Source organism: Bradyrhizobium sp. UNPF46, assembly GCF_006658625.1.
Lineage (GTDB): Bacteria > Pseudomonadota > Alphaproteobacteria > Rhizobiales > Xanthobacteraceae > Bradyrhizobium > Bradyrhizobium nitroreducens.
Map to the genome: position 1 here is coordinate 40,424 of NZ_LFJB01000056.1, position 23,121 is coordinate 63,544.

Below are 23,121 nucleotides of genomic sequence, written 5' to 3' on the forward strand. Positions count from 1 at the left end.
CAAACCTCCGATTGACATCTTCAACGGAGATTTTCCAATGCGTGGTCTCACAATGATTGCCGTCGCCGGCGCCTTGATTGCAAGCTCCACCGGCGCCTTCGCGGGTGAGCTTCCCTCTTACGAAGTGAAGTCGTTGCCGATCTCGGCGATGCAGGTGCAGGTGCTCGGCAGCGCCGGCGTCGAGGAGCAGTCGGCCGCGCCCGCGATGACCGTCGCCGGCATGCCCGCCTCGCCCGCGCAGGTTTCAGTGTTGTCCCCGCGCGTAAAACGGCTTGCCAGCGCGGGTTCGGGAAGCGAGGCGCGCTGAGCCTTTCACATCGCTTGCGGCGCCTGCATCCGAAGCGGGCGCCGTCAGCGTTTTCAGGTCATGCTGCCGGGCATGAAACAGCGCACGCGCGGATGACCGTCGATGTAGTGCTTCCACACCATGGTGCGACCGATCTTGTTCGGCACGGTGATCACGGCGCCGTCGGGCACCACCACCCATTCGTCGTCGATGCGGACGCGGAAGCGGCCGTGATCGGACTCCCAATCGACGTCGGCAATGACATAGCCGTCGGCGTCGGTGCAGCATTGACCGAATTCGCTGTGCAGGCTCTCGAACCAGGGTTTTAGCGGCGAGTTGGCGTAGCGTCCGTCGTCGCGCGCCTGTGCCGGGATGGCCAGGAGCGCCGTCGCGCCCAGCAGCGTCGCCGCGCATAATCTTGAAGATTTCATCTCGTCGTCCCGCGATCAGAATCATTCGTGCGGGAGACAGACAATGTCGTCCGTTGTCCGTGCCTTGGCTCAAGGCACGGCGCCGGCGACTCGTTCCTCCAGCACCCTGGCGATAGCTATGCAAATCCGCTGCCAGCGCGCATTCCGGGGAACTACTGTCGCACGGCGCAACGGCATGCGCCTTTCGACGAATGCGGCGTAGGATCAAAATCCGACGCCGACGGGACGACTCTCAGAAATGGGACACGAGGTTACTGCTTGGGCGCCGGAGCCATCATCATGCCGCCGCCCTTCTTCGTCGCGGGCGCCGGCGGCTTGGTGGCCGCAGCCGGCGCGGGCAGATATTTCGCGACGATGGCGGGATCGACCTGGGCGATGTTGGCGTCGGGCAGGCGCATCCAGGTCTCGTCCTTGCCAAGCAGCGAAATGCCGAGATAGCCGCGCAGGGTCAGGGTCTGTCCGTCGGGGCTGACCTTCATGTTGGCCTTCCAGATCTGGCCGTCGCGGGGATTGAGCACGTTGCCGCCTTCATACTTCAATCCTTCGCGCTTCATGTTGCGGACGAAGGAAATGCCGAGCACCGGCGCGTTCTTGCGATCGTCGGTGCACTTGCTGCAGATCTCGTTCGGATCGTCGCCGGGCCGCGGGAAGGTCTTGGCGATCACGCCTTCGAAGATGCCGTTATGGTCTATGAAGAGAAACCATCCGACCGTCTTGCCGTCTTCGACCTTCTGCCACAGGCCCGCCGCCGTGGGCTCGGTGGTCTGCGCCGCAGACGGCGTCACCGTCGCGAGCGACAATGCAAGCGCAAGGAAGGGGAGCAGCCGAAAGCTGGAAGAAATCCGCATTAGATCACCTTGTAATTCCACGACCGGAATGGCCGCAGACTACGGCGATTTCGCGAACGGTTCCAGCACCAGAAACATGGGGCATCCCCGCCTGCGCCGCTGCCGTCAGTTGACACCCAGCTTCTTTTGCAGGCTGGAGGACGAGGTCGTGTACTGGAACACGAGCCGCTTCTCCGGATAGACGTAGCGATGTGCTTTTTGCGACATCAGCGCGCCCTCGTGGAAGCCGCACAGGATCAGCTTGATCTTGCCGGGATAGGTGTTGATGTCGCCGATCGCGAAGATGCCGGGAACATTGGTCTCGAATGCACTCGTCTCGACCGGCACCAGATTGTTCTCCAGCGCAATGCCCCAGTTCGCGACGGGACCGAGCTTCATGGTCAGCCCGAAGAACGGCAGCATGGTGTCGCAGGCAATCTCGGTGATGCTGTTGTCGTTGCCCTTGACGGTCGCACCGGAGAGCTTGCCCTCGGCGCCGGACAACGCCGTGACCTGGCCGAGCCGCAGATCCATCTTGCCGCCGGCAACCAGCGCGCGCATCTGCTCGACGCTGTGGGGCGCGGCGCGAAACTCGTCGCGCCGGTGCAATAGCGTGATGCGCTTCGCGATCGGATGCAGATTGAGCGTCCAGTCGAGCGCGGAATCGCCGCCGCCGACGATCAGCACGTTCTTGTCGCGGAACGTCTCCATCTTGCGCACGGCGTAATGCACCGACGTACCCTCATAGGCCTCGATGCCCGGCACCGGCGGACGCTTGGGCTGGAAGGAGCCGCCGCCGGCTGCGATCACCAGCACCTTGCATTCGAACACCTTGCCCGCGTCCGTGGTGCAGCGAAATGCGGGATCGCCGATCTTCTCCACGGTCTCGACCATCTCGCCGAGATGGAAGGTCGGATGGAACGGCTTGATCTGCTCCATCAGCGCGTCGGTGAGGCCCTGCCCCGAAACCTGGGGAATGCCGGGAATGTCGTAGATCGGCTTTTCCGGATAGAGCTCGGCGCACTGGCCGCCGACCTTGTCGAGGATGTCGACGAAATGCGTCTTCATGTCGAGAAGGCCAAGCTCGAAGGCGGCGAACAGACCGCAGGGGCCGGCGCCAATAATCAGCACATCGGTTTTGATCACGTCGCTCATGTCGTCTCTTTATCGATCGTTATCGGTTGGACGGCGCCCGGCGGGCAGAGGTGACCCTGCCTGTCTAGCCAACGGGGATGAATCAGGGAAGGCATAAAAGCAGGAGCCCCCCGCAGCCGCGCCCACTTGCCGGGTCAGGATAACTGGGTTGTAACGGGGATGGATATGACGGAGATCAATCGGTGAACGCACCAAGCCGCCTCGACACGACGCCGCGTCTGGAGGACTTCCCCTTCCGCCTCAGCGACAATGTCCGCTTTGGCGATCTCGACCCCAACCAGCACGTCAACAACGCGGTCTACGCCACCTATTTCGAGACCGGCCGCGTCACGCTGATGAAGCTTCCCCAGTACGGCTTGACCCCGCCGGGCCTCGCCTGGATCATGGTGCGGCTCGACATGCATTTCCGCGCCGAACTGCACTGGCCGAACACGATCGAGCTCGGCCTCGGTGTGGTGAAGCTGGGACGAACGTCCGTGACCTTCGAGCAGGTCGTGTTCTCGGAGGGGAAATGCATCGCCTCGGCGATTTCGGTCGGCGTCCTGCTGGACGAGGCGACGCGCCGGCCGGCCCCGCTGACTGCGGAGGTGATCGAGAAATTCAGACCCTGGCACAAGCGCGGCATCGAGGTCGCGCCGCCGAGTGCATCTTAAATTTTGGGAAGGCGCGGGCTTGAAGGATCAGGCCTGACGTTCCGGCGTCGTCACGACGAGACCGTCGAGCTCGTCGGAGACCTTGATCTGGCAGGACAGGCGCGAATTGGGGCGCACGTCGAAGCCGAAATCGAGCATGTCCTCTTCCATCGGCGTCGGGCTGCCGACCTTCTCGCGCCAGGCTTCGTCGACATAGACATGGCAGGTCGCGCAGGCGCAGGCGCCGCCGCATTCGGCCTCGACGCCGGGAATGCTGTTGCGGATCGCGGCTTCCATCACGGTTGCGCCGTTCTCGATTTCCACCGTACGGGTTTCGCCCTTGTGGTCGACAAAGTGAATCTTGGCCATGTGTGCTCGTGCTGCCGCGGTGCTGGGAATGAAGGAGGGTCCGGGCTGTCCTATAACGGGTCGATCAGCCCGGCGCCATAGGGTTTTGCTGCGAAGTGAATCCCGCTTTGCGGCAAGAAAATGCGTCAAAACAAGAGACTAGAATCCGGCTCGGCCGCTTGGCCTCAAGGCTTCAGGATCGCCTCGATGGCGGCGCGGGCCTCGGTGACCGCCTCCTTCAGCGCGGCGAGGGCGTGGCGCTGGTTATGGCCGGTCAGGATCGCAGTCTCGAGGCTTGCCGCGGCATCTGCCACCGCAAAGGCGCCGACCCCGCGGGCCGAGCCCTTGAGCTTGTGGGCCAGTGCGCCGGCCTCGGCCGGCAGGGCCGCCATCGCCGCCATCAGGCGGACCGCCTGCTCGGCGAACATGGCCAGCACTTCCTGTTCCAGATCCGCGTCGCCAAGCGTCATCCGGGAGAGGTGGTCGAGGTCGAGCGGGCTGTCGATGGGTGCAAGCGGGGGCGAGGGCATCCAGTCCATCCGTTGCAGTTCAGGCATCATGGCGCAGGCCCCGGCATCGCGCGACGGTTCCGCCGGTCCGGCGGCGAATTCAGCCCAGCCAAGCATGGAAATGGTTAACGAAATGTTTGGCTTCTTGAACGCAGTTCTGCCGGTTTATTGACGAAAAGTTGCCGCAATCGGGCGAGTCCGGTGGAGAATTACATTTAATGCTAAGGCGTTACGCCGCGATCCTGTTAACGATGATTAAGAATGTCTTAATCGCGGGCATTTCATTCGCATCGCTCTGCCAATAGGATGTTGCAGAAATTGGCGGACAAGCCGTCCGGGTGGGGACGGCCAGGAGATCCGCGTAAGCGGCATGATCCGGTCTGTGGGCTTGCGCAGCGCGCAGGGCTCGCGGGGGGACGCGTACAAGTAACGAGGGCTCGGACTGAACATGGCGAACACTCCGAAAAAGGTCAAAGACCCGACAGAAGTTGCGCTTTCTGCGATCCAGGAAGCCCTGAACATCAGCGACACGGCTGCCGACACCAGCCGCAACGCCGCCATGCGCAACGAGACCGCGCCTTCGGTGGCGCCGCCGCCCCCGATCTTCGACGAGCCGAGCTTCGAGCCGCGTCCTGCCGCCAATGAACGTGCAAACGTGTTCGACCCGGTCGAGGAGCCGCGCGCTTCGCGCCGCGCCGCCAACGACGACCGCGAGACCATCGGCCAGTTGCTCCAGGCGTTGCAGACGGGTCGCCCTGCCCGCAGCATCTACACCGGCGCGACGATCTTCACCGTGATCTGGCTCGCGGCCTGCGCCGCACTGACGATCGGCTTCCTGCCCTCGATCCAGGCCGCCATGGGCCAGAGCGGCGGCGTGCTGGCCATCGCCGGCCTCGTCACCATGTTCTTCGCGCCCATCATGCTGTTCTACTTCCTGGCGAGTTTGGTCTGGCGCGGCCAGCAGATGAGCTCGGTCGCCCAGGCGATGGCGCAGGTCGCAATCCGCTTCTCCGAGCCCGAGGGCTCGGCTTCCGATTCCATGGTCACCGTCGGCCAGGCCATCCGCCGCGAGGTCGCGGCGATGGGCGACGGGATCGAGCGCGCGATCGCGCGTGCCGGCGAGCTGGAGACGCTGGTCGCCAACGAGGTCGCCGCACTCGAACGCGCCTATTCCGACAACGAGGTGCGTATCCGCGCCCTGCTCCAGGACATCGCCCATCAGCGCGACAATCTGGTCGGCCAGGCCGAGCAGGTCCGCAGCGCCATCTCCGGCGTGCAGATCGATCTGCGCCACGACATCGCGCTGATCTCCGACGCGATCGCCTCGCGCGTCGACGAGGTCGCCAAGTCCATCACCGGTGCTCTCGAAGAGCGCGGCGCCCACATCACCAGCGCCCTGAGCAATGCCGGCGACAACATGATCCTGGCGCTCGGCGAGCGCGGCGGCGACCTGCTCGACCGCCTCGAGGAGGCCAGCAACGAGACCACGCGCGCCGTGCTCGACGCCAGCGAGCGGCTGACCACCAGCCTCAACTTCAAGACCGGCCACGTCCACGACGAGTTCGTCGACCTCGCCGACCGCGTCCACGAGATGCTGAACGAACGCATCGACCGCATCACCGGCGAGTTCGAGCAGCGCTCCGCCGCGATCGTCGACGGCATCTCCGAGCGCACCGAGCAGGTGCACGACAGCCTGAAGAACTCCTCGGACTCGCTGCTGCTCGAGCTCGAGCTGCGCTCCAACGACATCTCGGCCAAGATCGACGACGCCGGCAACCGCCTCGCCGGCCAGATCATGACGAGCGGCGACAAGGCGAGCGAGGCGCTCGACGCCACCGTCAACACCCTCGTCGCCAAGGTCGTGAGCCAGACCGAGACCGCGCACGACTCGCTGTCGCTGCAGATGAGCGCGTTCGACGAGCTGGTCAGGAACCAGGGCACCGAGCTGGTCGAGAAGTTCGCCCGCGACTCCGGCACGCTGGGCGCCCTGATCACGCGCCACATCTCCGAGTTCGACCGCACCGTGAAGACCTTCGGCGGCGAGATCGTCGAGCGCATGGGCCAGCGCACGCAGGAAATCCATGAATCGCTGAAGACCTATGTCGACAATTTCGACACCCGCTTCACCGCCAACGGCGGCGAGATCACGGCCGTGCTCGACCAGCGCCTGCTGCAGTTCGAGACCACGGTCGGCGAACGCGTCAGCAATCTCGACGCCTCGCTGAACGGCAAGATCGCCAGCCTCGACGGCACGATCGGCGGTCACATCAAGACCTTCGACGAGCAGCTCGTCGGCCGCGTCGCCGCGCTCGAACAGTCGTTCGACAGCCGCGCGAAGTCCATGACCGACACCATCGACGGGCGCATCAACACGCTGGCGACGTCGCTGACCGACGGCGCCGCGCAGGCGATCCAGTCGATCGACTCCCGCCTCACCCACCTGACGACGTCGCTCACCGGCGGCGCCTCGCAGGCCATCGAGACCATCGACGCGCGCCTCAACCACCTGACGAGCTCGCTGACCGATGGCGCCTCGCAGACCATCCAGTCGATCGATACCCGCCTGACCCACCTCACGACGACGCTGACGGGCAATGCGACGCAGGCGCTCGAGTCCATCGACTCCCGCCTCACCTACCTGACCACGGCCGTCACCAACGGCGCCTCGCAGGCCGTGCAGTCGATCGACACGCGCCTGACCCTGCTGACCTCGACGCTCACCGACGGCACCGCGCAGGCGATCGAGGCGGTCGACCGCCGCATCACCGGCGTCACCGAGATCATCGACGGCCGCAGCACGCATCTGACCGACACGGTCACGGCGCGCTTCCAGGAGATCCATCAGGCCATCGAGACCAAGGTCGGCTCGGTCGCGAGCGACATCGACGTGCGCGTGGCGCAGTTCGAGGACCTGCTCGGCTCGCGCGTCGAGGCCGTCGCCGGCCGCATCGAAAGCAGCGGCCGCCAGGCCAGCGAGGACATGATGTCCCGCGCCGAGATGATCTCGACCGCGATCCGCTCGCATGTCGAGGACGCGGAGCGCTCGCTCACCAACCTCGTCGTCAACACCAGCGAGACGATCCAGACTGGCGCCCGCACCGCCCAGCAGTCGCTGATGACCGTCTCCTCGGACGTCAACGCCCAGCTCAAGATGACCTCCGCCGAGGTCGAGCGCGCGCTGACCGCGGTCGGCACCGGTTCGGCGAACTCGATCCTGAGCAGCGCCCGCGAGGCGCAGGCGACGCTGGTCGCGGCGTCGGGCGAAGCCTCCAACCAGATCAAGGCGCTGTCGGCCGACGTCGAACGCACGCTGTCGGCGGCAGGCTCTGCCACCGCGGCCTCGATCCTGGCCGGCGCCCGCGAGGTGCAGACCACGCTCGTCACCGCGTCCTCGGACGCGGCCAACCACGTCAAGACGCTCACCGCCGACGTGCAGCGCTCGCTGTCGCTGGCCGGCACGACCACGGCGGAATCGATCACCGCCGGCGCCCGCGACGCGCAGAGCGCGCTGATCGCGGCCTCGACCGAGACCGCCAACCAGATCAAGGCGCTGTCCTCGGACGTCCAGCGCTCGCTCACGATGGCCGGCACCTCGACCGCCGAAACCATCGTGACCGGCGCCCGCGAAGCCCAGAGCACGCTGGTCACCGCGTCCTCGGACGCGGCGAGCCAGGTCAAGTCGCTCGCGGCCGAAGTGCATCGTTCGCTCTCGCAGGTCGGCCAGTCGACCGCCGAGACGATCACCACCAGCGCCCGCGACGCCCAGAGCACCCTGCTCACGGTCTCGGCCGAGCAGACCAGCCAGGTCCGTTCGCTCGCGGCCGAGATGCAGCGCGCGCTGGCAACCGCCGGCGGCGCCACCATCGAGGCGCTCACCAGCGGCGTGCGCGAAGCCCAGGGCTCGCTGATCTCCGCCTCGACCGACGCGGCCAGCCAGATCAAGTCGCTGACCACGGACATCGAGCGCACGCTGACCGCTGTCGGCGCCGACACCGCCTCGACCATCCTCAACAGCGCGCGTGAGGCCCAGATCTCGCTGACCTCGACCTCGGCGGATGCCGCGAGCCAGATCCGCACGATCTCGACCGAGATCGAGCGCACGCTGAGCACGGCCACCGCGAACGCGACCAACGACATCCAGACCAGCGCGCTCAACGCCCAGAACGCGCTGATCACCGCCTCCAACGAGGCGAGCTCGCGGGTCAAGTCGAGCTCGGCCGACGTCGAGCGCTCGGTGCTCGCCGCCTCGAGCAGCTTCGGCCAGGCCATGACCGGCAAGACCGACGAGATCGTCACCTATGTGCAGCAGCAGGCCGACCGTCTGTCGAACATGATCGACGCCAAGCGCGGTGCGCTGGTCGACGCGATCGGCTCGAAGACCAGCCAGCTCACGCTCGACATCGACCGCGTCACCTCGGACGCGCTGAAGTCGATCGAGACGCGCGGCCAGGCCTTCTCGCAGACCATGATGGGCAACGGCTCGGAAGTCGCGCGCACCATCAACGCGGCGAGCGAGATCGCGACCAGCGCGGTCGGCAAGTCGCTCAAGGACCTCGAGCAGGCCTCGCGCTCCGCGATCGACCAGTCGCGCCAGGTCTCGATCGCGGCCGTCACCGAGATGCAGGAGACCAGCAAGATCCTGCGCACCGACACGGTGGCACTGTTCGAACGGCTGCGCGAAGGCAACATCCTGCTCCAGGAGGTGCTGACCGGTGCGCACGACAACCTCAACTCGCTCGAGCGGGCGCTGGTGACGCGTGTCGCCGACTTCGTCTCGGCGATGAACGACGTCACCTCCCGCAACGGCGCCGCGACGCAGAACCTGGAAGACCAGCTCAACGTCTTCAACAGCAAGACCACGAAGGCGCTGCAGGATCTCGGCGAGCTGTCGACCCAGTTCGACGCGCACGGCAAGGCGCTGGTCGAGGCCGCACAGGTCGTCGAGCAGAGCAACAAGAACACCACCGCCTCGCTCGCCGAGCGCAAGCAGGCGCTGGAATCGCTCGTCACCACGATCGACCTGCGTACGGCCGACCTCGACCAGCGGCTGTCGCGCTTCACCGGCCTGCTCGACGAATCCTTGGCGGCCGCCGAAGAGCGCGCCCGCGACATCGCCCGCGTCGTCGCCGAGACCGCCGGCGCCGGCTCCGCCGCGATCACCCGCCAGTTCGAGGCGGTGCGCGTGGCGTCCGAGGAGGAGCACCGCCAGACCATCGAGGCGATGCACGACATCTACCGCCAGACCACGGACGAGGCGGATGCGATGTTCAAGCAGTCGACCGAGAAGTTCACCAACCTCGTCTCCAGCATGAAGCAGATGGCCTTCGAGATGCACAACGAGCTCGAAGCCACCCGCAACGAGCTGCGCCGCGGCGTGCTCGAGATGCCGCAGGAGGCCGCCGAGAGCACGGCGCAGATGCGCAAGGTGATCGTCGACCAGATCGAGGCTCTCGCCGAGCTCAACCGCATCGTCGCCCAGCACGGCCGCGGCCTCGACGTCACCACCGCGGGCCGCGCGTCCGTCGCCGTCCAGCGCCAGGAAGAGCCGGTGATGGCCATTGCCGGCGGTCGCGGCACCGAGACCCGCATGCGCGACACCGGCAGCGCTTCCACGCTGCCGCCGCCGGACCTCGGCATGCCGGCGCCCTCGCGTCGCACCGAAGCGCCGCCGGTCGCGCCGTCCAGCAACGACCAGGGCCGTGACGGCTGGCTGTCGGACCTGCTCAACCGCACGGACGCCAATCAGGGCGCCCCGACCGGTCAGGCTCCGCGTGGCCGCGCCGCCCCCGCGCCGCAGCCGCAGGCCCCGCAGGCCAGCAGCAATCCGCTGGAATCGCTGTCGCTCGACATCGGCCGGCTGATGGACCGCAACCTCGCGGCCGAGATGTGGGACCGCTACCAGCGCGGCGAGAACAAGGCCTTCACCAAGCGCCTCTACACGCCCGCCGGTCAGAAGGCCTTCGACGAGGTCGCCCGCAAGTACCGCGCCGACCGCAACTTCAAGGGCACGGTCGACCGCTACGTCGCCGAGTTCGAGCGCCTGCTCGACGAGGTCGCCCGTGACGGCCGCGGCCCGCAGGAGCTGCGCGGCCACCTGACCTCGGAGACGGGGCTGGTCTACACGCTGCTCGCGCATGCGGCGGGCCGGCTGGGGTAACGGGCAAGTCATCAACGAATGAGAAAACGGAGGCCTCTCGGCCTCCGTTTTTGTTTGGGCACGTCACTTCGAGAGGGGCTCGTAGCCCGCATGGAGCGCAGCGCAATGCGGGGAGCTCAGCAAAAAGTCCCGGATTACGCTTGCGCTCCATCCGGGCTACCAAGGCGGCTTCTACAAGCTCCATCATTGCGAGGAGCAAAGCGACGAAGCAATCCAGACCGACTGGATTGCTTCGCTACGCTCGCAATGACGTGGAGAGAGAAGCGCGAACGTGCCCCTCCTACCGCCTCGGCGCCGGTGCCTGCCTCGGCGGCTCCGGCGGCGGTGCGGGCGGTGGCGCGCTGCTGTTGCTGGCGCCGAACAGCACGCGGGTCGGGTTGCGGTCGAAATTGTTGACCGCGCGGCTGATGTCGCCGAGCGTGCGGCGGCCGTCGGCCATCAGCGCACCCGAGCGCTTGTCGAAATCGTCGGCGAGCTCGCGGATCGACTTCACCGCCTGGAACAGCTCGCCGCCGTCTTTGCCGCCGGCGAGCGTATTGAGGCCGAGCATGAGATTGTCGGCCTTGAGCACGACGCCGTCGACCTTGGCCATCACGCCATCGATCTTCTCGGAATTGCGCGCGAGCGAACTGGTGAAGGTCTCCAGATTTTTCAGCGAGTTCTTCACCGATTCCTGATTGTCGGCGACGATCTTGTTGATGTTCTGCAGCGTGCCGCGGATCGCCTCGGTGACGTCCTGCAGCTTGTTGGGGTCGGCGGTCAGCGTCGGGATGCCGTCCTGGTCGAGCGGCGGCGGGGCCGCGGCTTCGTCGCCGCCCTTGAGCGAGATCGCGGCAACGCCTGTCAGGCCCTGGAATTCGAGGCCGACCAGGGTGTCCTTGCGGATCGGGGCGTTGTTCTCGATCATGGCGAGTGCGACAACCCGCCGCGGGTTGTCGAGCTTCACCGAGACCACCTCACCCACCCGGATACCGTTGAAGTTGACGCTGCCGCCGTTGCGCAGGCCCGCCGCCGGGCCCTCGAACACGACGCGCAGCGGGCTGCGCTGCTTGGTGGTGTGCAGCGACTGGAACCACAGCACGAAGCCGATCGCCGCCGCGATCACCGCCAGCGTGAACGATCCGATCAAAACGTAGTTCGCCCGCGTTTCCATCAGGTGCTCCGGCTACTCATCCCAGCTACTCAAGTCATGACCGCGCGGGCGCGCTTGCCATGGAAATACTGCCTCAACCAGGGATGCTGCGAGGCCTGCATGTCGGCGATCGACCCTGCCGCAATGATCTTACCGTTCCCTAAAACGGCGATGCGGTCACATGCGGTGTAAAGGCTGTCGAGATCGTGGGTTACCATGAAAACCGTCAGCCCCAAAGTGCGCTGGAGCGTCCTGACCAGGTCGTCGAAGTCGCCGGCGCCGATCGGATCGAGGCCCGAGGTCGGCTCGTCCAGGAACACGAGATCCGGATCGAGCGACAGCGCGCGGGCGAGTGCGACGCGCTTGATCATGCCGCCCGAGAGCTCGGAGGGAAAGCGTTCGGCGACCTCCGGCTTGAGCCCGACCATGGTGAGCTTGGCCATGGTGATCTCGTCCATCAGCCGCTGCGACACGCGAAGATATTCGCGCATCGGAAACTGGATGTTCTGCCGCACCGTCAGCGAGGAGAACAGCGCGCCTTGCTGGAACAGGACGCCCCAGCGCCGCTCGACGTTGCGGCGCTGCGAGGTGTTGGAGGAATCGAGGTCGACGCCGAACACCTCGATGGAGCCCGCAACCTTCGGCACGAGGCCGATGATGGTGCGTGTCAGCACCGACTTGCCCGCGCCGGAAGGGCCGACAAAGCCCAGGATCTCGCCGCGCTTGACGTCGAGGTTGAGGCCGTCGAGCACGCGTGTCGCGCCGAACTGCACGGTGATGTCGCGGACGCGGATGATGGGATCTGAGGTTTCGCGTTGAGCTTCTCCTGCCATCGTCACATCCCGATCGAGGCGAAGAAGATGGCGAACACGCCGTCCATCACGATGACGAAGAAGATGCCTTTCACCACGGAGGCCGTGGTGTGCTGGCCCAGCGATTCCGCGCTGCCCTGCACGGCAAGGCCTTCGACGCAGGCGACGATGCCGATCACGGCGGCCATGACCGGGGCTTTCACGATGCCGACGATGAAATGGTCGATCGAGATGGCGTCGCGCAAGCGCAGCAGGAAGGCCTCGGGCTCGACCCCGCCATAGAGCCAGGCCACGAGCCCGCCGCCATAGAGCGCGGCCATCGCGCCGAGGAAAGCCAGAATCGGCAGCGCCAGCACGAGGGCCATCATGCGCGGCAGCACCAGCACCTCGATCGGATCGAATCCCATGGTGCGTAGCGCGTCGATCTCCTCGCGCATCTTCATCGAGCCGAGCTCGGCGGTGTAGGCGCTGCCCGAACGCCCCGCGACCATGATCGCGACCAGCAGCACGCCGATCTCGCGCAGCACCAGCACGCCGAGCATGTCGACCACGAAGATGTCGGCGCCGAAGCGGCGGAAATGGAAGATGCCTTGCTGGGCGATGATGCAGCCGATCAGGAAGGTGATCAGCACGATGATCGGCACCGCCCGCCAGCAGACCTGCTCCATGTGATGCACGGTCGAGGTCAGGCGGAACGAGCGCGGATGGATCAGGACGCGAAACCCCGCCGCGAGCACGGCGCCGAGCATGTCGACGAGGCCCGCAACCGTGCCGCCGACGCCGGCCACGGCCCGGCCGATCTGCTCCAGCATGCCGGTGATGGTGATCGGGCTGCTGTCGACCACCGCCGTCGCCCGGACCCGCCGCACCTCGTCCACGAGGCTGGAATAATTGGCGGACAGTCCCGCGATCTGGGCCTCGACGGGCCCTTTCGTCAGGCTGCGGCGCAGCCGCTCGATCAGCCAGGCGCCGAAGGTGTCGAGCTTGGCGACCTCGGAGACGTCGATGAAGATGCTTTGGGGGCTGCCGGCGAGCTTTTCGGCGTCGGCCACCATCCGCTCCAGGACCGGCGCGAAGCTCGCGGTCCAGGTCCCGGTGGCGCAAAGTGCCAGCGCGTTGCCCTTGGCAATCCGTTCCAGCTTCGGATCGCTATTCAAATGTCCGCTCCCGTGCCGGGGCGGAGAAAATCAGATGGTTGCGCACGCGCCCTTACCCAGAGAAGGTATCCCCAAGTGGTTAATGTTAGTTGCTAGAGGTAACTAGCAGGTTCAGATTTCGCCAGAGTTCAAAATGACTTCCATGAAATTTGCGTCCCTGGCGGCGCGAATCGAGCGCTTCCCGATCGCAGGCAGCTTTACCATCAGCCGGGGGGCCAAAACCGAGGCCGTGACGGTCGTTGCGGAGGTCAGCCGGGACGGCCTGACCGGCCGCGGCGAGTGCGTGCCCTATCCCCGCTATGGCGAGACCCCCGAGGCCACGCTCGGCGCCATCCAGGCGATGCAGCAGGCCGTCGCGGACGGGCTGACGCGGCAAGCCCTCCAGGCCGCCATGGCACCCGGTGCGGCCCGCAACGCCCTGGATTGCGCCCTGATCGACCTCGAGGCCAAGGCGGCGGGACAACGGGCCTGGAACCTGCTCGACCGCCCGGTGCCGGGCGAGCGCACCACAGCCTACACGATCTCGTTAGGGACCCCCGAGGCGATGGCGGCGGCGACCGCCAAGGCGGCGCACCGGCCGCTGCTCAAGATCAAGCTCGGCGGCGCCGGCGATCCAGAGCGGATCGCCGCGGTGCGCAAGGCCGCACCCGAATCCGAATTGATCGTCGATGCCAACGAGGCCTGGACCGAGGCCAACCTGGAAGCCAACCTCGCCGCCTGCAACGCCGTCGGCGTCACGCTGGTGGAACAGCCGCTGCCATCAGGCAAGGACGAGGCGCTGGCAAGAATCAAGCGGCCGCTCGCGGTCTGCGCCGACGAGAGCGTGCACACGCGCAGCTCCCTCGCCTCGTTGCGCGACCGCTACGACGCCGTGAACATCAAGCTCGACAAGACCGGCGGCCTCACCGAGGCGCTGGCCATGGCCGATGCCGCGCAGGCGCTCGGCTTCGAGATCATGATTGGCTGCATGGTCGCGACCTCGCTGTCGATGGCGCCTGCCATGCTGGTGACGCCGCAGGCGCGCTTCGTCGATCTCGACGGACCCCTGCTGCTCGCGCGCGACCGCGATCACGGCCTGCGCTATGACGACAGCCTGGTCTATCCGCCCGACGCCTCGCTCTGGGGCTGAGCCTTGAGCCGATGCCGCGCCGACCAGATCAGGGCAGCACCGGCGGCGGCCATCGCCGCCATGACGTAGTACACGCCCTCACCGTAGCGCGCATAGATCGCGCCTGACGCGATCGATGTTGTTGCGCCGAGCAGCCCGTTGCAGGCGGCGTAATAGCCCTGCCCGCGCGCGATCTGATGCGCGGGCACACGCTGCACCAACAGATTCATGGTGCCGAGGATGGTCATGCCGAAGCTGAAGCCGTGGCCGAGCTGGGCGATCGCGAGCAGCGCGAGCGGCGGCTCGCTGGCGGTGACGATCCAGCGCACGACGGCGCTCAAGCCCCCGATCGCCATCAGCGTGGACGGATGCAGCGAGAAGCGCGGCGACAGCGCGAACACCACGATCTCCGCCGCCACGCCCAGCGTCCACAGCGTCGCGATGGTCAGCCCACTGAGGCCATGGAGCTGCCAGTTGATGGCCGAGAAGGTGTAGAACGCGATGTGGCTGCTCTGGATCAGTGCCGCCGATGCGATCACGGCCCAGAAGCCGGCATCGCGCAGCAGCACCTTGCCGGCATGCCTCTCCGGCGCCCTCCGCCCGAGATCGTCAAGCGGCCGAAGCAGCAGGCTGGCGAGAACCGCAACGACGGCCCAGCCCACGATGACCCAGATCAGGTCGCGCGGCGCGATGCTGTCGACGAGATAGCCGCAAGCGAGCGATCCGGCCGCGAAGGCTGCCGAGCCCCACAGCCGCAAGGGTCCATAGTCGAGCCCGTAACGGGCGACGCCGCGCAGCGCATAGGCATCGGTCAGCGGCATCGTCGGCGTCCACATCATGCAGGTCAGCGCGTAGATCAGGAACAGCGCCAGCGGCTGCTGCTGCAGGCCAAGGACCGAGAATCCGATCGCCGTCGCCAGCACCGAAACCATGATGCCGCCGCGAATGGCCTGTCGCTTTTCGGCAAAGGCCGTGACTTGCGGCAGCGTGGTGAAGCGCGTGATCGCCGGCAGCGCGTTGATGAGGCCGATCCAGGCCGCGTCGATGCCGATCGCCTTCAGCCACACCGGAAAGAACGGCATATGCGTGCCCAGAACCGCGAAGAAGGCCGAGTAGAACAGGGCCAGGTTCACGGCGAATCGCCGCTTCTTCGCTGCCGCGATGGGGATTTGTGATTCGGACTGCATCAAACCAATTGCGATTCGGTCGATATCGTGGTGATCGTTACAATAACGCGCAGTGATTTGCGCGACGAGATCGCCATGGCCAACGAAGCATTCGCCCTTTCGCCCATGTCTGCCCGCGCGGCCGAGCCGAACGAGCAGGATTACGACGCGATCCGCGAAGCCTTCATGGAGACCGCGCGCGGCCGCTGGTTCCTCGGCGAATACGCCAAGCGCAACCGCAATGCCGACACGCGCATGGTGCTCGACGCAGTCGCGAAGATCGAAGAAACCCTTGTGGCGCAGCGACAACCCGTCGTCGAAGATCGCCTGCCCGAAGCGCTGGTCGAGATCCGCCGCGCCATCCGCGAAGCCGAGACGATCGCGCTTGCAGCGTTCGACCCCGGAGCGATCGAGGCGAGCCTTGCGCCTATCCCGCGCGGGGTGCGCATCATCAAGGAGATCTCCTGGCGCTGGCGCGAGATCGGCGCCGACGGGCGAATCTGCGACCTGATTGATTCGCAGCTCGCCTCGATCGAGGCCGCCTGCGGACAGGCCACGACCATTGACCCCCGCGTCGAGCTCAGGATTGCGTTTGATCTGCTGAAGGACCGGGTCGAACAGACTGACGGCGGCACAACGCCGCAGGCACCCGCTCCGGTGCAGGAGGCACCCTCATTCGTCGCCGAGGCCGCGCCCGTCGAGACCGCGCCCGCGGCGATGGCCAGTGATGCGCCCGCGACTGCAGAAGCACCCGTGGCTTTTACGGAGACGCCGCAGGACATCGCGGCAGCTGGCGAGCCGGAAGCTGCCATGGAAGCGGCCGGTGCTGCCGAAGCGTTTGCCGCTGCCGAGCCGGCATTGGACGCCGCAGCGGCGCCGGAAATCGCGACCGAAAGCCAGATCGCTGTCGAAAGCCAGATCGCGATCCATGAGATCGCGGTCCAGGACATCGCGGCCGACCAGGCCGCGCCCGAGACTGTCGTGACCGAAGCGCGCAAAGACGTCTCGTTCGAGGAGCCGGCCACCGAGCCCGCCGCCTTCGCGGAAGCCACAGGCGCATTCGCGCTCGACGCGGCCGCGCAAGCCGAAGACGACGCCGTGCTCGAGGCCATCGCGCTGGAGATGGCCGCGCCCGATCCGGAGTTCGACGAGATCATTGCACAGGCCGAGATGGACACGGCCATCCCGGAGCCGATGGCTGCGGAGGCCGCAGCACCCATCGCCGCCGAGCTGCCGGAGCCGGTCGCGTCTCAGCCGGTCGTCGCCCCCGTGGTGGAAGAGCCCGCCGCCGACGCGCCGATCGCAATGGACTCGCTCGCGCGCCTCACCGACGCCATTGCGGAAGCTGCCGCCGAAGTGATGGAGCAGCCGGCCCCGGCGATGGCTGCGACGGCAAGTTTCGCCGCAGCACCGTCGACGCCGCTGCCCAAGCTCTCGCCCGTTCCGGAGCCCTCGCTCGGCGCCACCATCCTCGCCAGCGGCATTTTGCAAAAGCCCCGTGCGCCGGCCAACGATCCCCTCGCCCCGATCCGTCGCATGACCCAGGCCGAGAAGATCGCGTTCTTCTCGTAAGGGGTGTGCTCCCCACCTATCAATTCCGTCATCCTGAGGCGCGAAGCTTGCGATGCGCACGCATCGTAAGCGGAGCCTCGAAGGATGAACGGCCGAGATGCAGCCGGGCCGTCGCCCTTCGAGGCTCGCTCAACGGCACGATGCGCCGCAGAGCGCGCGCCTAAGGGTGACGGTGATAGAGCGAACGGATCGGTGTATGTAGGGACCCACTAGAACCCGCTCACCACAGCCATGTCCCTCACCGGAGACACCCTCACCCTCTGGCGGCCCGTCGGCCCAAAGGAGCTGGAGCTGATCAGGCAATCCGGCATGCGCGCGTTCCCGCCGCGCCTGCCTGACCAGCCGATCTTCTATCCAGTATTGACCGAGGACTACGCCATCAAGATCGCGCGCGACTGGAATGTCCCGGCGAGCGGATCGGGCTTCGTGACGCGCTTTGCGGTCAAGCGGAGCCTCATCGAAAAATATGACGTGCAGGAGGCCGGCGGACGGGCGCATCTGGAGTATTGGATTCCCGCCGAAGATCTCGATGCGTTCAATGCCGCGATCGTCGGACCGATCGAGGTCGTCCGCAGCTTTCCCTAGCCGCCGTCAGCGCCCCATCACCCGCAATTCCACACCGCACCGATCGGCGTGCGGGTCCAGCACGGGCCATAGCTGCCGCCGTTGTAGCGGCCGCCGTTGAAGCCGGGGCGGCCGAAATAGTGCCACTCGCCGTCCCAGCGGTAATATTGCGGAACCGGATCGATGTACCAGTGGCGGCGGTCGTTGCGCGCGAGGCGCCGCATCGCGTCCTTCTGCTTGTAGAGCGGAATGCTGTTGCTCAGCGGCTGGCGATAGCCCGGCAGGAAGCCATAGCCTTTCCACACCGGCTTGGGACGCTTTTGCACGGGCTCAGCGGGCGCGACCGCGGGCAGTAGCGACAGGATGACAGCAACGAATAGACACAGAAGGCGAGACATGGATCGACGATAGACGCTCGCCTGCGGGATGGCCATTCAAATTCGAGTGGGAGGCATTTTTGCCGCTTCGACATGTCGGCCTGCCCCGATAAGCTTGCCAAGCGCAGCGGAGCTGCGCGAACAACTTGCGGAGTGAACGCATGCCTGAAACCCCGCACGTCGGCGCTTTCGCCATCGTTCCAAGCAATGATCTTGCCGCTGCAATTCCGTTCTGGGAACGCCTCGGCTTTGCGCGCAGCGGCGGCGATGCCGGCTATGTCATCGTGAGGGGTTGGGGATGCGAGGTGCATCTCACGCAAGCGGGCGACAGCCCATGGCGCGTGCCCGAGCACAATCCCTTCGGCATCTTCATTCGCACGCCCGAGGTCGAGGTCATTGCCGCGCGCGTCGACGATCTCGTCATCCGGCCCGGCGGCGTGCTGCGCCACCGCGAATGGGGCATGTATGAAGTGGGCATCAACGGACCCGACGGTCTCCTGGTGCGGATCGGCTGGCCATCTCAGCTGATGCGAGCCTCTGGTGTTGGAGCGTGATCTTTTCGGAAAACCGCTGCACACTTTTCCGGATCGTGCGCTAGCTGATCACGCCCTTCCGGATCAGGAAGCAGCCGTAGCCTCTGCTGTCGCCGACCTGCACCACGCCAAACCCCGCTGCGGCCGCGCGATAAAAATCCGGCCGCGACAGCTTGCCGGGAGCAATGGGGCCGCCGCTGGCGCGTTCGATCTCGGCCAGCACCGCGCGCTGCACGTCGGGCACACGGTCGGGATCGTCGACCGGCGCCATCACGCGCACCGGATCGGGATCGAAATCGTCGAGCGGATAGACCGACATGATGGCGCGGACCGCCGTCTCCATCGTCATGCCCGGCAGCTGGATCAGGCGCTGCGACGAGGTCGAGCGGGCGATGTGCGTGGCCGGGTGGTTGGCGTCGACGACCACGAGATCGTCGCCGTGGCCCATGGAGGCCAGCAGCCAGAGCAGATCGGGCGTCAGGATCGGATCGATCGATTTCAGCATGTGACGACGGTTCCCTCAGCGATCGCTAACCATAGCAGGTTCCAAGCGTGATTCAGATCACGCTGGGGCACCATGGTGATCGCAATCACGGAGTTCAAGCTCGAACGCGGCCAGGCTCCACGGCAACCAATCTCGCATCGAGATCAGTGCCAAAGGAGCACGCCATGTTCCGCCTAAAGCCGTTGCTGATGACAGCCAGCCTCGTGGGAAGCCTGTTCGGCTTCGCCTGCGGCCCCGTTTCCGCGCAAGTCGCCCCCGTCGAGCCCGCTCCCACCGCGCTGCAGGGCCCGGAGCAGCGGGTGGCGCTGGTGATCGGCAATTCGAACTACCAGAACGCCCCGCAGCTCGCCAATCCCGACAACGACGCGCAGTCGATGGCGCAGTTCCTGAACTCCGCCGGCTTTGAGGTGGTTGCCGCCACCGACCTGACCCAGAACGACATGCTCCGCGTGGTGCAGGATTTCTCCGCCAAGGTTTCGGCCCGCGGTCCGAACACGGTGGCGATGGTCTACTACGCCGGCCACGGCGTGCAGCTCGCAGGCGAGAACTATCTCGTTCCCGTCGACGCCAAGGTGTCGAGCCAGACCGAGCTCGTCAACAATTCGGTGCGCCTCGTCGACGTGATGTCCACGCTTGAGACGATCCCGAGCCGCATGCGCATCGTCATCCTCGATGCCTGCCGCAATAATCCCTTCCCGAGCGTCAATGACGCCGGCCGCGGCCTTGCCATCGTTGATGCGCCGAACGGCTCGATCGTCGGCTACTCGACTGCGCCGGGTGCCGAAGCGCTCGACGGCACGGGCGGCCACAGCCCCTATACGCAAGCCTTCCTGAACGTCGCGCGCGAGCCCAACGTGCCGATCGAGCAGCTGTTCAAGCGCGTGCGCCTGCAGGTGAACCAGACCACCAGCGGCGCGCAGATCCCGTGGGAAAGCTCCTCGCTCACCTCAGATTTCACCTTCTTCGGTGACACCGCTGTCGCCGCCAACCGCGCGCCGGTGAATACGCCTGTGGTGCAGATGGCCTCCAACCTGCCGAGCCGCTCGACCCGTCAGGCCTATGACTACGTCGTGTCCGAGGGACGCCCGGAATACTATCAGGAGTTCATCCAGATGTATCCGCACGACCCGCTGTGCGACCACGTCCGCTGGCTGCTCAACAACATCCTGCTGTCGCAGGCCTGGCACAAGGCGGTGCTGGCGAACTCCCCGCTCGCCTACAAGAACTTCTACAACAGCTACAGCAACACGCCCTATGCGAAGGTTGCGCTGAACCTCGAGGCCCAGCCGAAGCAGATCCCCCTGATGCAGGCGACCAAGTTCCTGGCGCCGCAGAACATTGCTCCGACCTTCAAGATCGGCAATCTCGGCCAGCCCAAATACATGCCGCTGATGCAGCAGGGCAATAATGGTGGCCAGATCAACGGCAACCTGCCGGTCGTGCAGAAGCTCGGCGACAGCAACGGCATCGGCAAGCTCGGCAATGGCGGCCAGATCGTCAATCTGCCCTCCGGCAACAACAACCAGCCGGGCCAGCCCAATGGTACGCCGTCGCAGACCCCGGGCAAGATCGTCACCCTGCCCGCGCCGACCAACACCACCAACAACAATGGCGGAAGCGGCAAGATCGTGACCCTGCCTGCGACCAACAACAAGCCGGACGGCGGCAATGCCAGCGGCAAGCCGGGCAAGATCTTGAGCATGCCGGTGAATGTCGGCAAGGGCGGCACGAATACCGAGACGAAGCCGGTGAACGTCCAGACGCAGAACAACCCGATCCGCGTCAACAACGGCGTGAAGATCAACAACAACCCGGTGAACAAGGTGCAGGTCCAGAACAACGTCCAGAACAACAACCGCCCGCAGTTCAATACCACGAACCGTAACGTCAACAACGGGGGCAACAACTTCCGCCAGTCGATGAACCAGGCCCCGAGCATGGGCGGCGGCAACAACCACCGTGGCTTCATGCACTGATCGTTCGACCCACTCACGTTGAAGGGGCGGAGCCAGTTGCTCCGCCCCTTCTCGTTTTCGGCAGTCAATCTCGCCGTTCGAATCGATCGTGACACAACTCACAGTGCCCCACGCCCCGCGGTGCTATGACGCGGACCACCAGCGCAGTCCGATACAACCGAAGCGATCGACGATCCCGTGACATGATGTCCGGGCCGTGACGATGTCGTGCGGTTGCCAACCCGTGATGGAGGCAAGCATGTCCACTGCTGTCAGTTTCACCCCCGGCCAACTCGATTTCGGCGCCGTCAGCCCGGGGGCCGCCGGTCCCGACATCACCGTCGATCCCTCCTTCGGACCGCCGCGCATCAGCTTTGCCGGCGCCGTGCAGATCAAGAACGTACCGGTCGATGCCGTCGTCACCGCCCGCTTCGCCCACAGATCGGTCTTTAGCGTCCGCGACATCATCGCGCTCGAATGGGTCTGGGAGACGGTCGATCCCGGTGAGTTGCCGCCGGGTCACCGCGGACCGCTGCCGAAGGTGCGGGTGCTCGAGGTCGCAGCGCAAGCCGCTGGCGACGGGCCGCTCGCGGTCAAGCAAGGGCAATATCTGCTCGTCCGCGCCGAATACGCCGCGCCCGCCGACGGCGGCACGTTCACCGACAGCCTGATCATCTCCGGCGATACCTGGGATGACATCCACGTCCCCTCCTCGCTCTTCCTTTCCGGCCTCTCTTCGGTCGTGCTGAATACGCCGGTCAGGCTGGCACAGGGGACCGCGACCAGCATCAACATCGATCTCAAGGTGCTTGCCGGACCGAACTCCACGGTCCGCTACGAGATGTCGCCGACACAGCTTCAAAGCGGCGTCTCGATCGCCGGCCCCAACGAGTTCGGCGCTACGGCCTCGCCGCAGACGGTGTCGTTGAAACTGCGGACCGCCCTCGACGCGCCGCTCGGCGACAACATGCTGGCGATCAACCAGTTCTTCCTGAACAAGCGCACGGCGTTCTTCGTCCCGGTCACTGTCGACCCGTTCGACACCATCCAGAAGATCCACGCCCTGAAGATCGCGCCAGAGCCCTGCGCGCTCAACTTCAGCTTCACGACGGAAAGGCCGAGCCGCCCGACCATCACGCTCTGGAAGCGCATCTCGAACGATCCGGCCAAGGACATGGTTCCGGCCAATCAGATCGGGCAGATGATGACACCCGGCCTTCCGCGGACCACGCACGCACCGCGCCTCAGCGAATTGCCGGTTGCGATCCCGCTGTGGTTTCGGATCGATGCGGATGTCGAGGACCCCGAAATTCCGCCGGGCGCCTTCGCCAGTTGGGAAGGCCACACCGCAACGCTGCACCGCCAATGCGTCGCGCATGTCTGGCGCATCAACGTCGAGCAGGCCGGCGGCGACGAGGATGGACCGGAGGATGGCAACGAAATGGACTTCAGCATGAACGTCTACGACGGCAACACCGGCCTGCCGCTGATCGAGACCACGATCGCCAAGTTCGACTCCGTCGACAGTGGCGACGTCATCACTGGTGCCTTCGGCGCCAATGACGGCTTCGTCGCCATTCCAGGCGCGACGGACGTCATCGTGCCCTACATCTTCGCGGCCTCACAGGACCCGGATCTCGGCATTGACGGTATCGGCCTGATGGTTCCTCCAAAGCTGCCGGGCCAGCCAAGCTCTGGCGCAAGCGAACGTGGCGCCTGGGCCGACAGCTTTCACGCCTTCAGGCCGCCGGTGGCCGTCGGCGACACCAACAGCCAGGCATTCGTGCTGGCGACGCTGGCGCCGTCCCTGGTTGCTTTCCAGGCGACGGTGACGGTGGAGACCATCGTCAGCGACCCCTACGGCGCGCTCGGCATGGTCTATGTCGAGCACTGAT

At 65.9% G+C, this 23,121-nt stretch carries 20 protein-coding genes; 9 read left to right on the plus strand and 11 right to left on the minus strand.

Going from position 1 to position 23,121, the window contains the following annotated elements; all coding sequences use genetic code 11:
- The first annotated feature begins 37 nt into the window (after positions 1 to 37).
- Positions 38 to 307, plus strand: a complete 270-nt coding sequence (locus UNPF46_RS22395) for a hypothetical protein (RefSeq protein WP_174719072.1) — start codon at positions 38 to 40, stop codon at positions 305 to 307.
- A gap of 53 nt (positions 308 to 360) precedes the next feature.
- Here the strand turns inward: UNPF46_RS22395 and UNPF46_RS22400 are convergent, their stop codons facing one another.
- From UNPF46_RS22400 to UNPF46_RS22410, 3 genes are all read right to left on the minus strand, one after another.
- Positions 361 to 717, minus strand: a complete 357-nt coding sequence (locus UNPF46_RS22400; protein WP_100178781.1) for a hypothetical protein — start codon at positions 715 to 717, stop codon at positions 361 to 363.
- Between the two features lie 251 nt (positions 718 to 968).
- On the minus strand, positions 969 to 1,565 hold the full coding sequence (locus tag UNPF46_RS22405) for a DUF2147 domain-containing protein (protein WP_142251458.1): 597 nt from the start codon (positions 1,563 to 1,565) through the stop codon (positions 969 to 971).
- Positions 1,566 to 1,670: 105 nt separating this feature from the next.
- Positions 1,671 to 2,699: an NAD(P)/FAD-dependent oxidoreductase gene (locus UNPF46_RS22410; RefSeq protein ID WP_142251459.1), complete on the minus strand. Its 1,029-nt coding sequence runs from the start codon at positions 2,697 to 2,699 to the stop codon at positions 1,671 to 1,673.
- Between the two features lie 182 nt (positions 2,700 to 2,881).
- Here UNPF46_RS22410 and UNPF46_RS22415 point away from each other — a divergent pair, with 182 nt between their 5' ends.
- Positions 2,882 to 3,352, plus strand: a complete 471-nt coding sequence (locus UNPF46_RS22415; RefSeq protein WP_095425598.1) for an acyl-CoA thioesterase — start codon at positions 2,882 to 2,884, stop codon at positions 3,350 to 3,352.
- A gap of 27 nt (positions 3,353 to 3,379) precedes the next feature.
- On the opposite strand, the gene UNPF46_RS22420 is transcribed toward UNPF46_RS22415, so the two are convergent.
- On the minus strand, positions 3,380 to 3,700 hold the full coding sequence (locus UNPF46_RS22420) for a 2Fe-2S iron-sulfur cluster-binding protein (RefSeq protein WP_063203190.1): 321 nt from the start codon (positions 3,698 to 3,700) through the stop codon (positions 3,380 to 3,382).
- A 164-nt stretch (positions 3,701 to 3,864) separates the two neighbouring features.
- Complete coding sequence (locus UNPF46_RS22425; RefSeq protein ID WP_100181343.1) at positions 3,865 to 4,239, minus strand: Hpt domain-containing protein; 375 nt, start codon at positions 4,237 to 4,239, stop codon at positions 3,865 to 3,867.
- Between the two features lie 397 nt (positions 4,240 to 4,636).
- Here UNPF46_RS22425 and UNPF46_RS22430 point away from each other — a divergent pair, with 397 nt between their 5' ends.
- Entirely contained in the window at positions 4,637 to 10,345 is a 5,709-nt protein-coding gene (locus UNPF46_RS22430; RefSeq protein WP_100178776.1) for an apolipoprotein A-IV repeat region-like domain-containing protein, read from the plus strand.
- Between the two features lie 280 nt (positions 10,346 to 10,625).
- Here UNPF46_RS22430 and UNPF46_RS22435 read toward each other — a convergent pair whose 3' ends face one another.
- Genes UNPF46_RS22435 through UNPF46_RS22445 form a run of 3 tightly spaced genes read right to left on the minus strand, consistent with a single transcriptional unit; the run spans position 10,626 to position 13,446 of the window.
- Positions 10,626 to 11,498, minus strand: coding sequence for an MlaD family protein (locus UNPF46_RS22435; RefSeq protein ID WP_100178775.1), 873 nt, complete (start codon positions 11,496 to 11,498; stop codon positions 10,626 to 10,628).
- A gap of 29 nt (positions 11,499 to 11,527) precedes the next feature.
- Positions 11,528 to 12,310 (minus strand): ABC transporter ATP-binding protein, encoded by a 783-nt coding sequence (locus tag UNPF46_RS22440; RefSeq protein WP_174719071.1) that lies wholly within the window; start codon positions 12,308 to 12,310, stop codon positions 11,528 to 11,530.
- Positions 12,311 to 12,312: 2 nt separating this feature from the next.
- Positions 12,313 to 13,446 (minus strand): MlaE family ABC transporter permease, encoded by a 1,134-nt coding sequence (locus UNPF46_RS22445; protein ID WP_142251460.1) that lies wholly within the window; start codon positions 13,444 to 13,446, stop codon positions 12,313 to 12,315.
- A 133-nt stretch (positions 13,447 to 13,579) separates the two neighbouring features.
- Here UNPF46_RS22445 and dgcA point away from each other — a divergent pair, with 133 nt between their 5' ends.
- Positions 13,580 to 14,575, plus strand: coding sequence for an N-acetyl-D-Glu racemase DgcA (gene dgcA, locus UNPF46_RS22450; RefSeq protein ID WP_142251461.1), 996 nt, complete (start codon positions 13,580 to 13,582; stop codon positions 14,573 to 14,575).
- On the opposite strand, the gene UNPF46_RS22455 is transcribed toward dgcA, so the two are convergent.
- The gene (locus tag UNPF46_RS22455; protein WP_142251462.1) at positions 14,545 to 15,741 is read right to left on the minus strand and encodes an MFS transporter; all 1,197 of its coding nucleotides are present in this window, start codon (positions 15,739 to 15,741) and stop codon (positions 14,545 to 14,547) included. The two genes, dgcA and UNPF46_RS22455, sit on opposite strands and share 31 nt — an antisense overlap.
- 75 nt (positions 15,742 to 15,816) lie before the next feature.
- On the opposite strand from UNPF46_RS22455, the gene UNPF46_RS22460 reads away from it, so the two are divergent.
- Together UNPF46_RS22460 and UNPF46_RS22465 are read left to right on the plus strand one after the other, a co-directional pair.
- Positions 15,817 to 17,292 (plus strand): hypothetical protein, encoded by a 1,476-nt coding sequence (locus tag UNPF46_RS22460; RefSeq protein ID WP_181770055.1) that lies wholly within the window; start codon positions 15,817 to 15,819, stop codon positions 17,290 to 17,292.
- A gap of 231 nt (positions 17,293 to 17,523) precedes the next feature.
- Positions 17,524 to 17,877: an ADP-ribosylation/crystallin J1 gene (locus UNPF46_RS22465; RefSeq protein ID WP_142251464.1), complete on the plus strand. Its 354-nt coding sequence runs from the start codon at positions 17,524 to 17,526 to the stop codon at positions 17,875 to 17,877.
- A gap of 17 nt (positions 17,878 to 17,894) precedes the next feature.
- On the opposite strand, the gene UNPF46_RS22470 is transcribed toward UNPF46_RS22465, so the two are convergent.
- Positions 17,895 to 18,254: a hypothetical protein gene (locus tag UNPF46_RS22470; RefSeq protein WP_502705499.1), complete on the minus strand. Its 360-nt coding sequence runs from the start codon at positions 18,252 to 18,254 to the stop codon at positions 17,895 to 17,897.
- A 140-nt stretch (positions 18,255 to 18,394) separates the two neighbouring features.
- Between UNPF46_RS22470 and UNPF46_RS22475 the strand changes: the two genes are divergently transcribed.
- Positions 18,395 to 18,787, plus strand: a complete 393-nt coding sequence (locus UNPF46_RS22475; RefSeq protein ID WP_142251466.1) for a VOC family protein — start codon at positions 18,395 to 18,397, stop codon at positions 18,785 to 18,787.
- A 40-nt stretch (positions 18,788 to 18,827) separates the two neighbouring features.
- Here the strand turns inward: UNPF46_RS22475 and UNPF46_RS22480 are convergent, their stop codons facing one another.
- The gene (locus tag UNPF46_RS22480) at positions 18,828 to 19,271 is read right to left on the minus strand and encodes an RbsD/FucU family protein (RefSeq protein WP_100178766.1); all 444 of its coding nucleotides are present in this window, start codon (positions 19,269 to 19,271) and stop codon (positions 18,828 to 18,830) included.
- 164 nt (positions 19,272 to 19,435) lie between these two features.
- Here UNPF46_RS22480 and UNPF46_RS22485 point away from each other — a divergent pair, with 164 nt between their 5' ends.
- Positions 19,436 to 21,247: a caspase family protein gene (locus UNPF46_RS22485; RefSeq protein ID WP_181770056.1), complete on the plus strand. Its 1,812-nt coding sequence runs from the start codon at positions 19,436 to 19,438 to the stop codon at positions 21,245 to 21,247.
- A 238-nt stretch (positions 21,248 to 21,485) separates the two neighbouring features.
- Entirely contained in the window at positions 21,486 to 23,120 is a 1,635-nt protein-coding gene (locus UNPF46_RS22490) for a hypothetical protein (protein WP_142251468.1), read from the plus strand.
- The last annotated feature ends 1 nt before the right edge of the window (position 23,121 follow it).

Excerpts from the sequence above, each read along its gene's own strand:
- UNPF46_RS22395 (WP_174719072.1), top strand. The coding sequence starts at position 38 with ATGCGTGGTCTCACAATGATTGCCGTCGCCGGCGCCTTGATTGCAAGC.
- UNPF46_RS22400 (WP_100178781.1), bottom strand. The coding sequence starts at position 717 with ATGAAATCTTCAAGATTATGCGCGGCGACGCTGCTGGGCGCGACGGCG.
- UNPF46_RS22405 (WP_142251458.1), bottom strand. The coding sequence starts at position 1,565 with ATGCGGATTTCTTCCAGCTTTCGGCTGCTCCCCTTCCTTGCGCTTGCA.
- UNPF46_RS22410 (WP_142251459.1), bottom strand. The coding sequence starts at position 2,699 with ATGAGCGACGTGATCAAAACCGATGTGCTGATTATTGGCGCCGGCCCC.
- UNPF46_RS22420 (WP_063203190.1), bottom strand. The coding sequence starts at position 3,700 with ATGGCCAAGATTCACTTTGTCGACCACAAGGGCGAAACCCGTACGGTG.
- UNPF46_RS22425 (WP_100181343.1), bottom strand. The coding sequence starts at position 4,239 with ATGATGCCTGAACTGCAACGGATGGACTGGATGCCCTCGCCCCCGCTT.
- UNPF46_RS22430 (WP_100178776.1), top strand. The coding sequence starts at position 4,637 with ATGGCGAACACTCCGAAAAAGGTCAAAGACCCGACAGAAGTTGCGCTT.
- UNPF46_RS22435 (WP_100178775.1), bottom strand. The coding sequence starts at position 11,498 with ATGGAAACGCGGGCGAACTACGTTTTGATCGGATCGTTCACGCTGGCG.
- UNPF46_RS22440 (WP_174719071.1), bottom strand. The coding sequence starts at position 12,310 with ATGGCAGGAGAAGCTCAACGCGAAACCTCAGATCCCATCATCCGCGTC.
- dgcA (WP_142251461.1), top strand. The coding sequence starts at position 13,580 with ATGACTTCCATGAAATTTGCGTCCCTGGCGGCGCGAATCGAGCGCTTC.
- UNPF46_RS22455 (WP_142251462.1), bottom strand. The coding sequence starts at position 15,741 with ATGCAGTCCGAATCACAAATCCCCATCGCGGCAGCGAAGAAGCGGCGA.
- UNPF46_RS22460 (WP_181770055.1), top strand. The coding sequence starts at position 15,817 with ATGGCCAACGAAGCATTCGCCCTTTCGCCCATGTCTGCCCGCGCGGCC.
- UNPF46_RS22465 (WP_142251464.1), top strand. The coding sequence starts at position 17,524 with ATGTCCCTCACCGGAGACACCCTCACCCTCTGGCGGCCCGTCGGCCCA.
- UNPF46_RS22470 (WP_502705499.1), bottom strand. The coding sequence starts at position 18,254 with ATGTCTCGCCTTCTGTGTCTATTCGTTGCTGTCATCCTGTCGCTACTG.
- UNPF46_RS22475 (WP_142251466.1), top strand. The coding sequence starts at position 18,395 with ATGCCTGAAACCCCGCACGTCGGCGCTTTCGCCATCGTTCCAAGCAAT.
- UNPF46_RS22480 (WP_100178766.1), bottom strand. The coding sequence starts at position 19,271 with ATGCTGAAATCGATCGATCCGATCCTGACGCCCGATCTGCTCTGGCTG.
- UNPF46_RS22485 (WP_181770056.1), top strand. The coding sequence starts at position 19,436 with ATGTTCCGCCTAAAGCCGTTGCTGATGACAGCCAGCCTCGTGGGAAGC.
- UNPF46_RS22490 (WP_142251468.1), top strand. The coding sequence starts at position 21,486 with ATGTCCACTGCTGTCAGTTTCACCCCCGGCCAACTCGATTTCGGCGCC.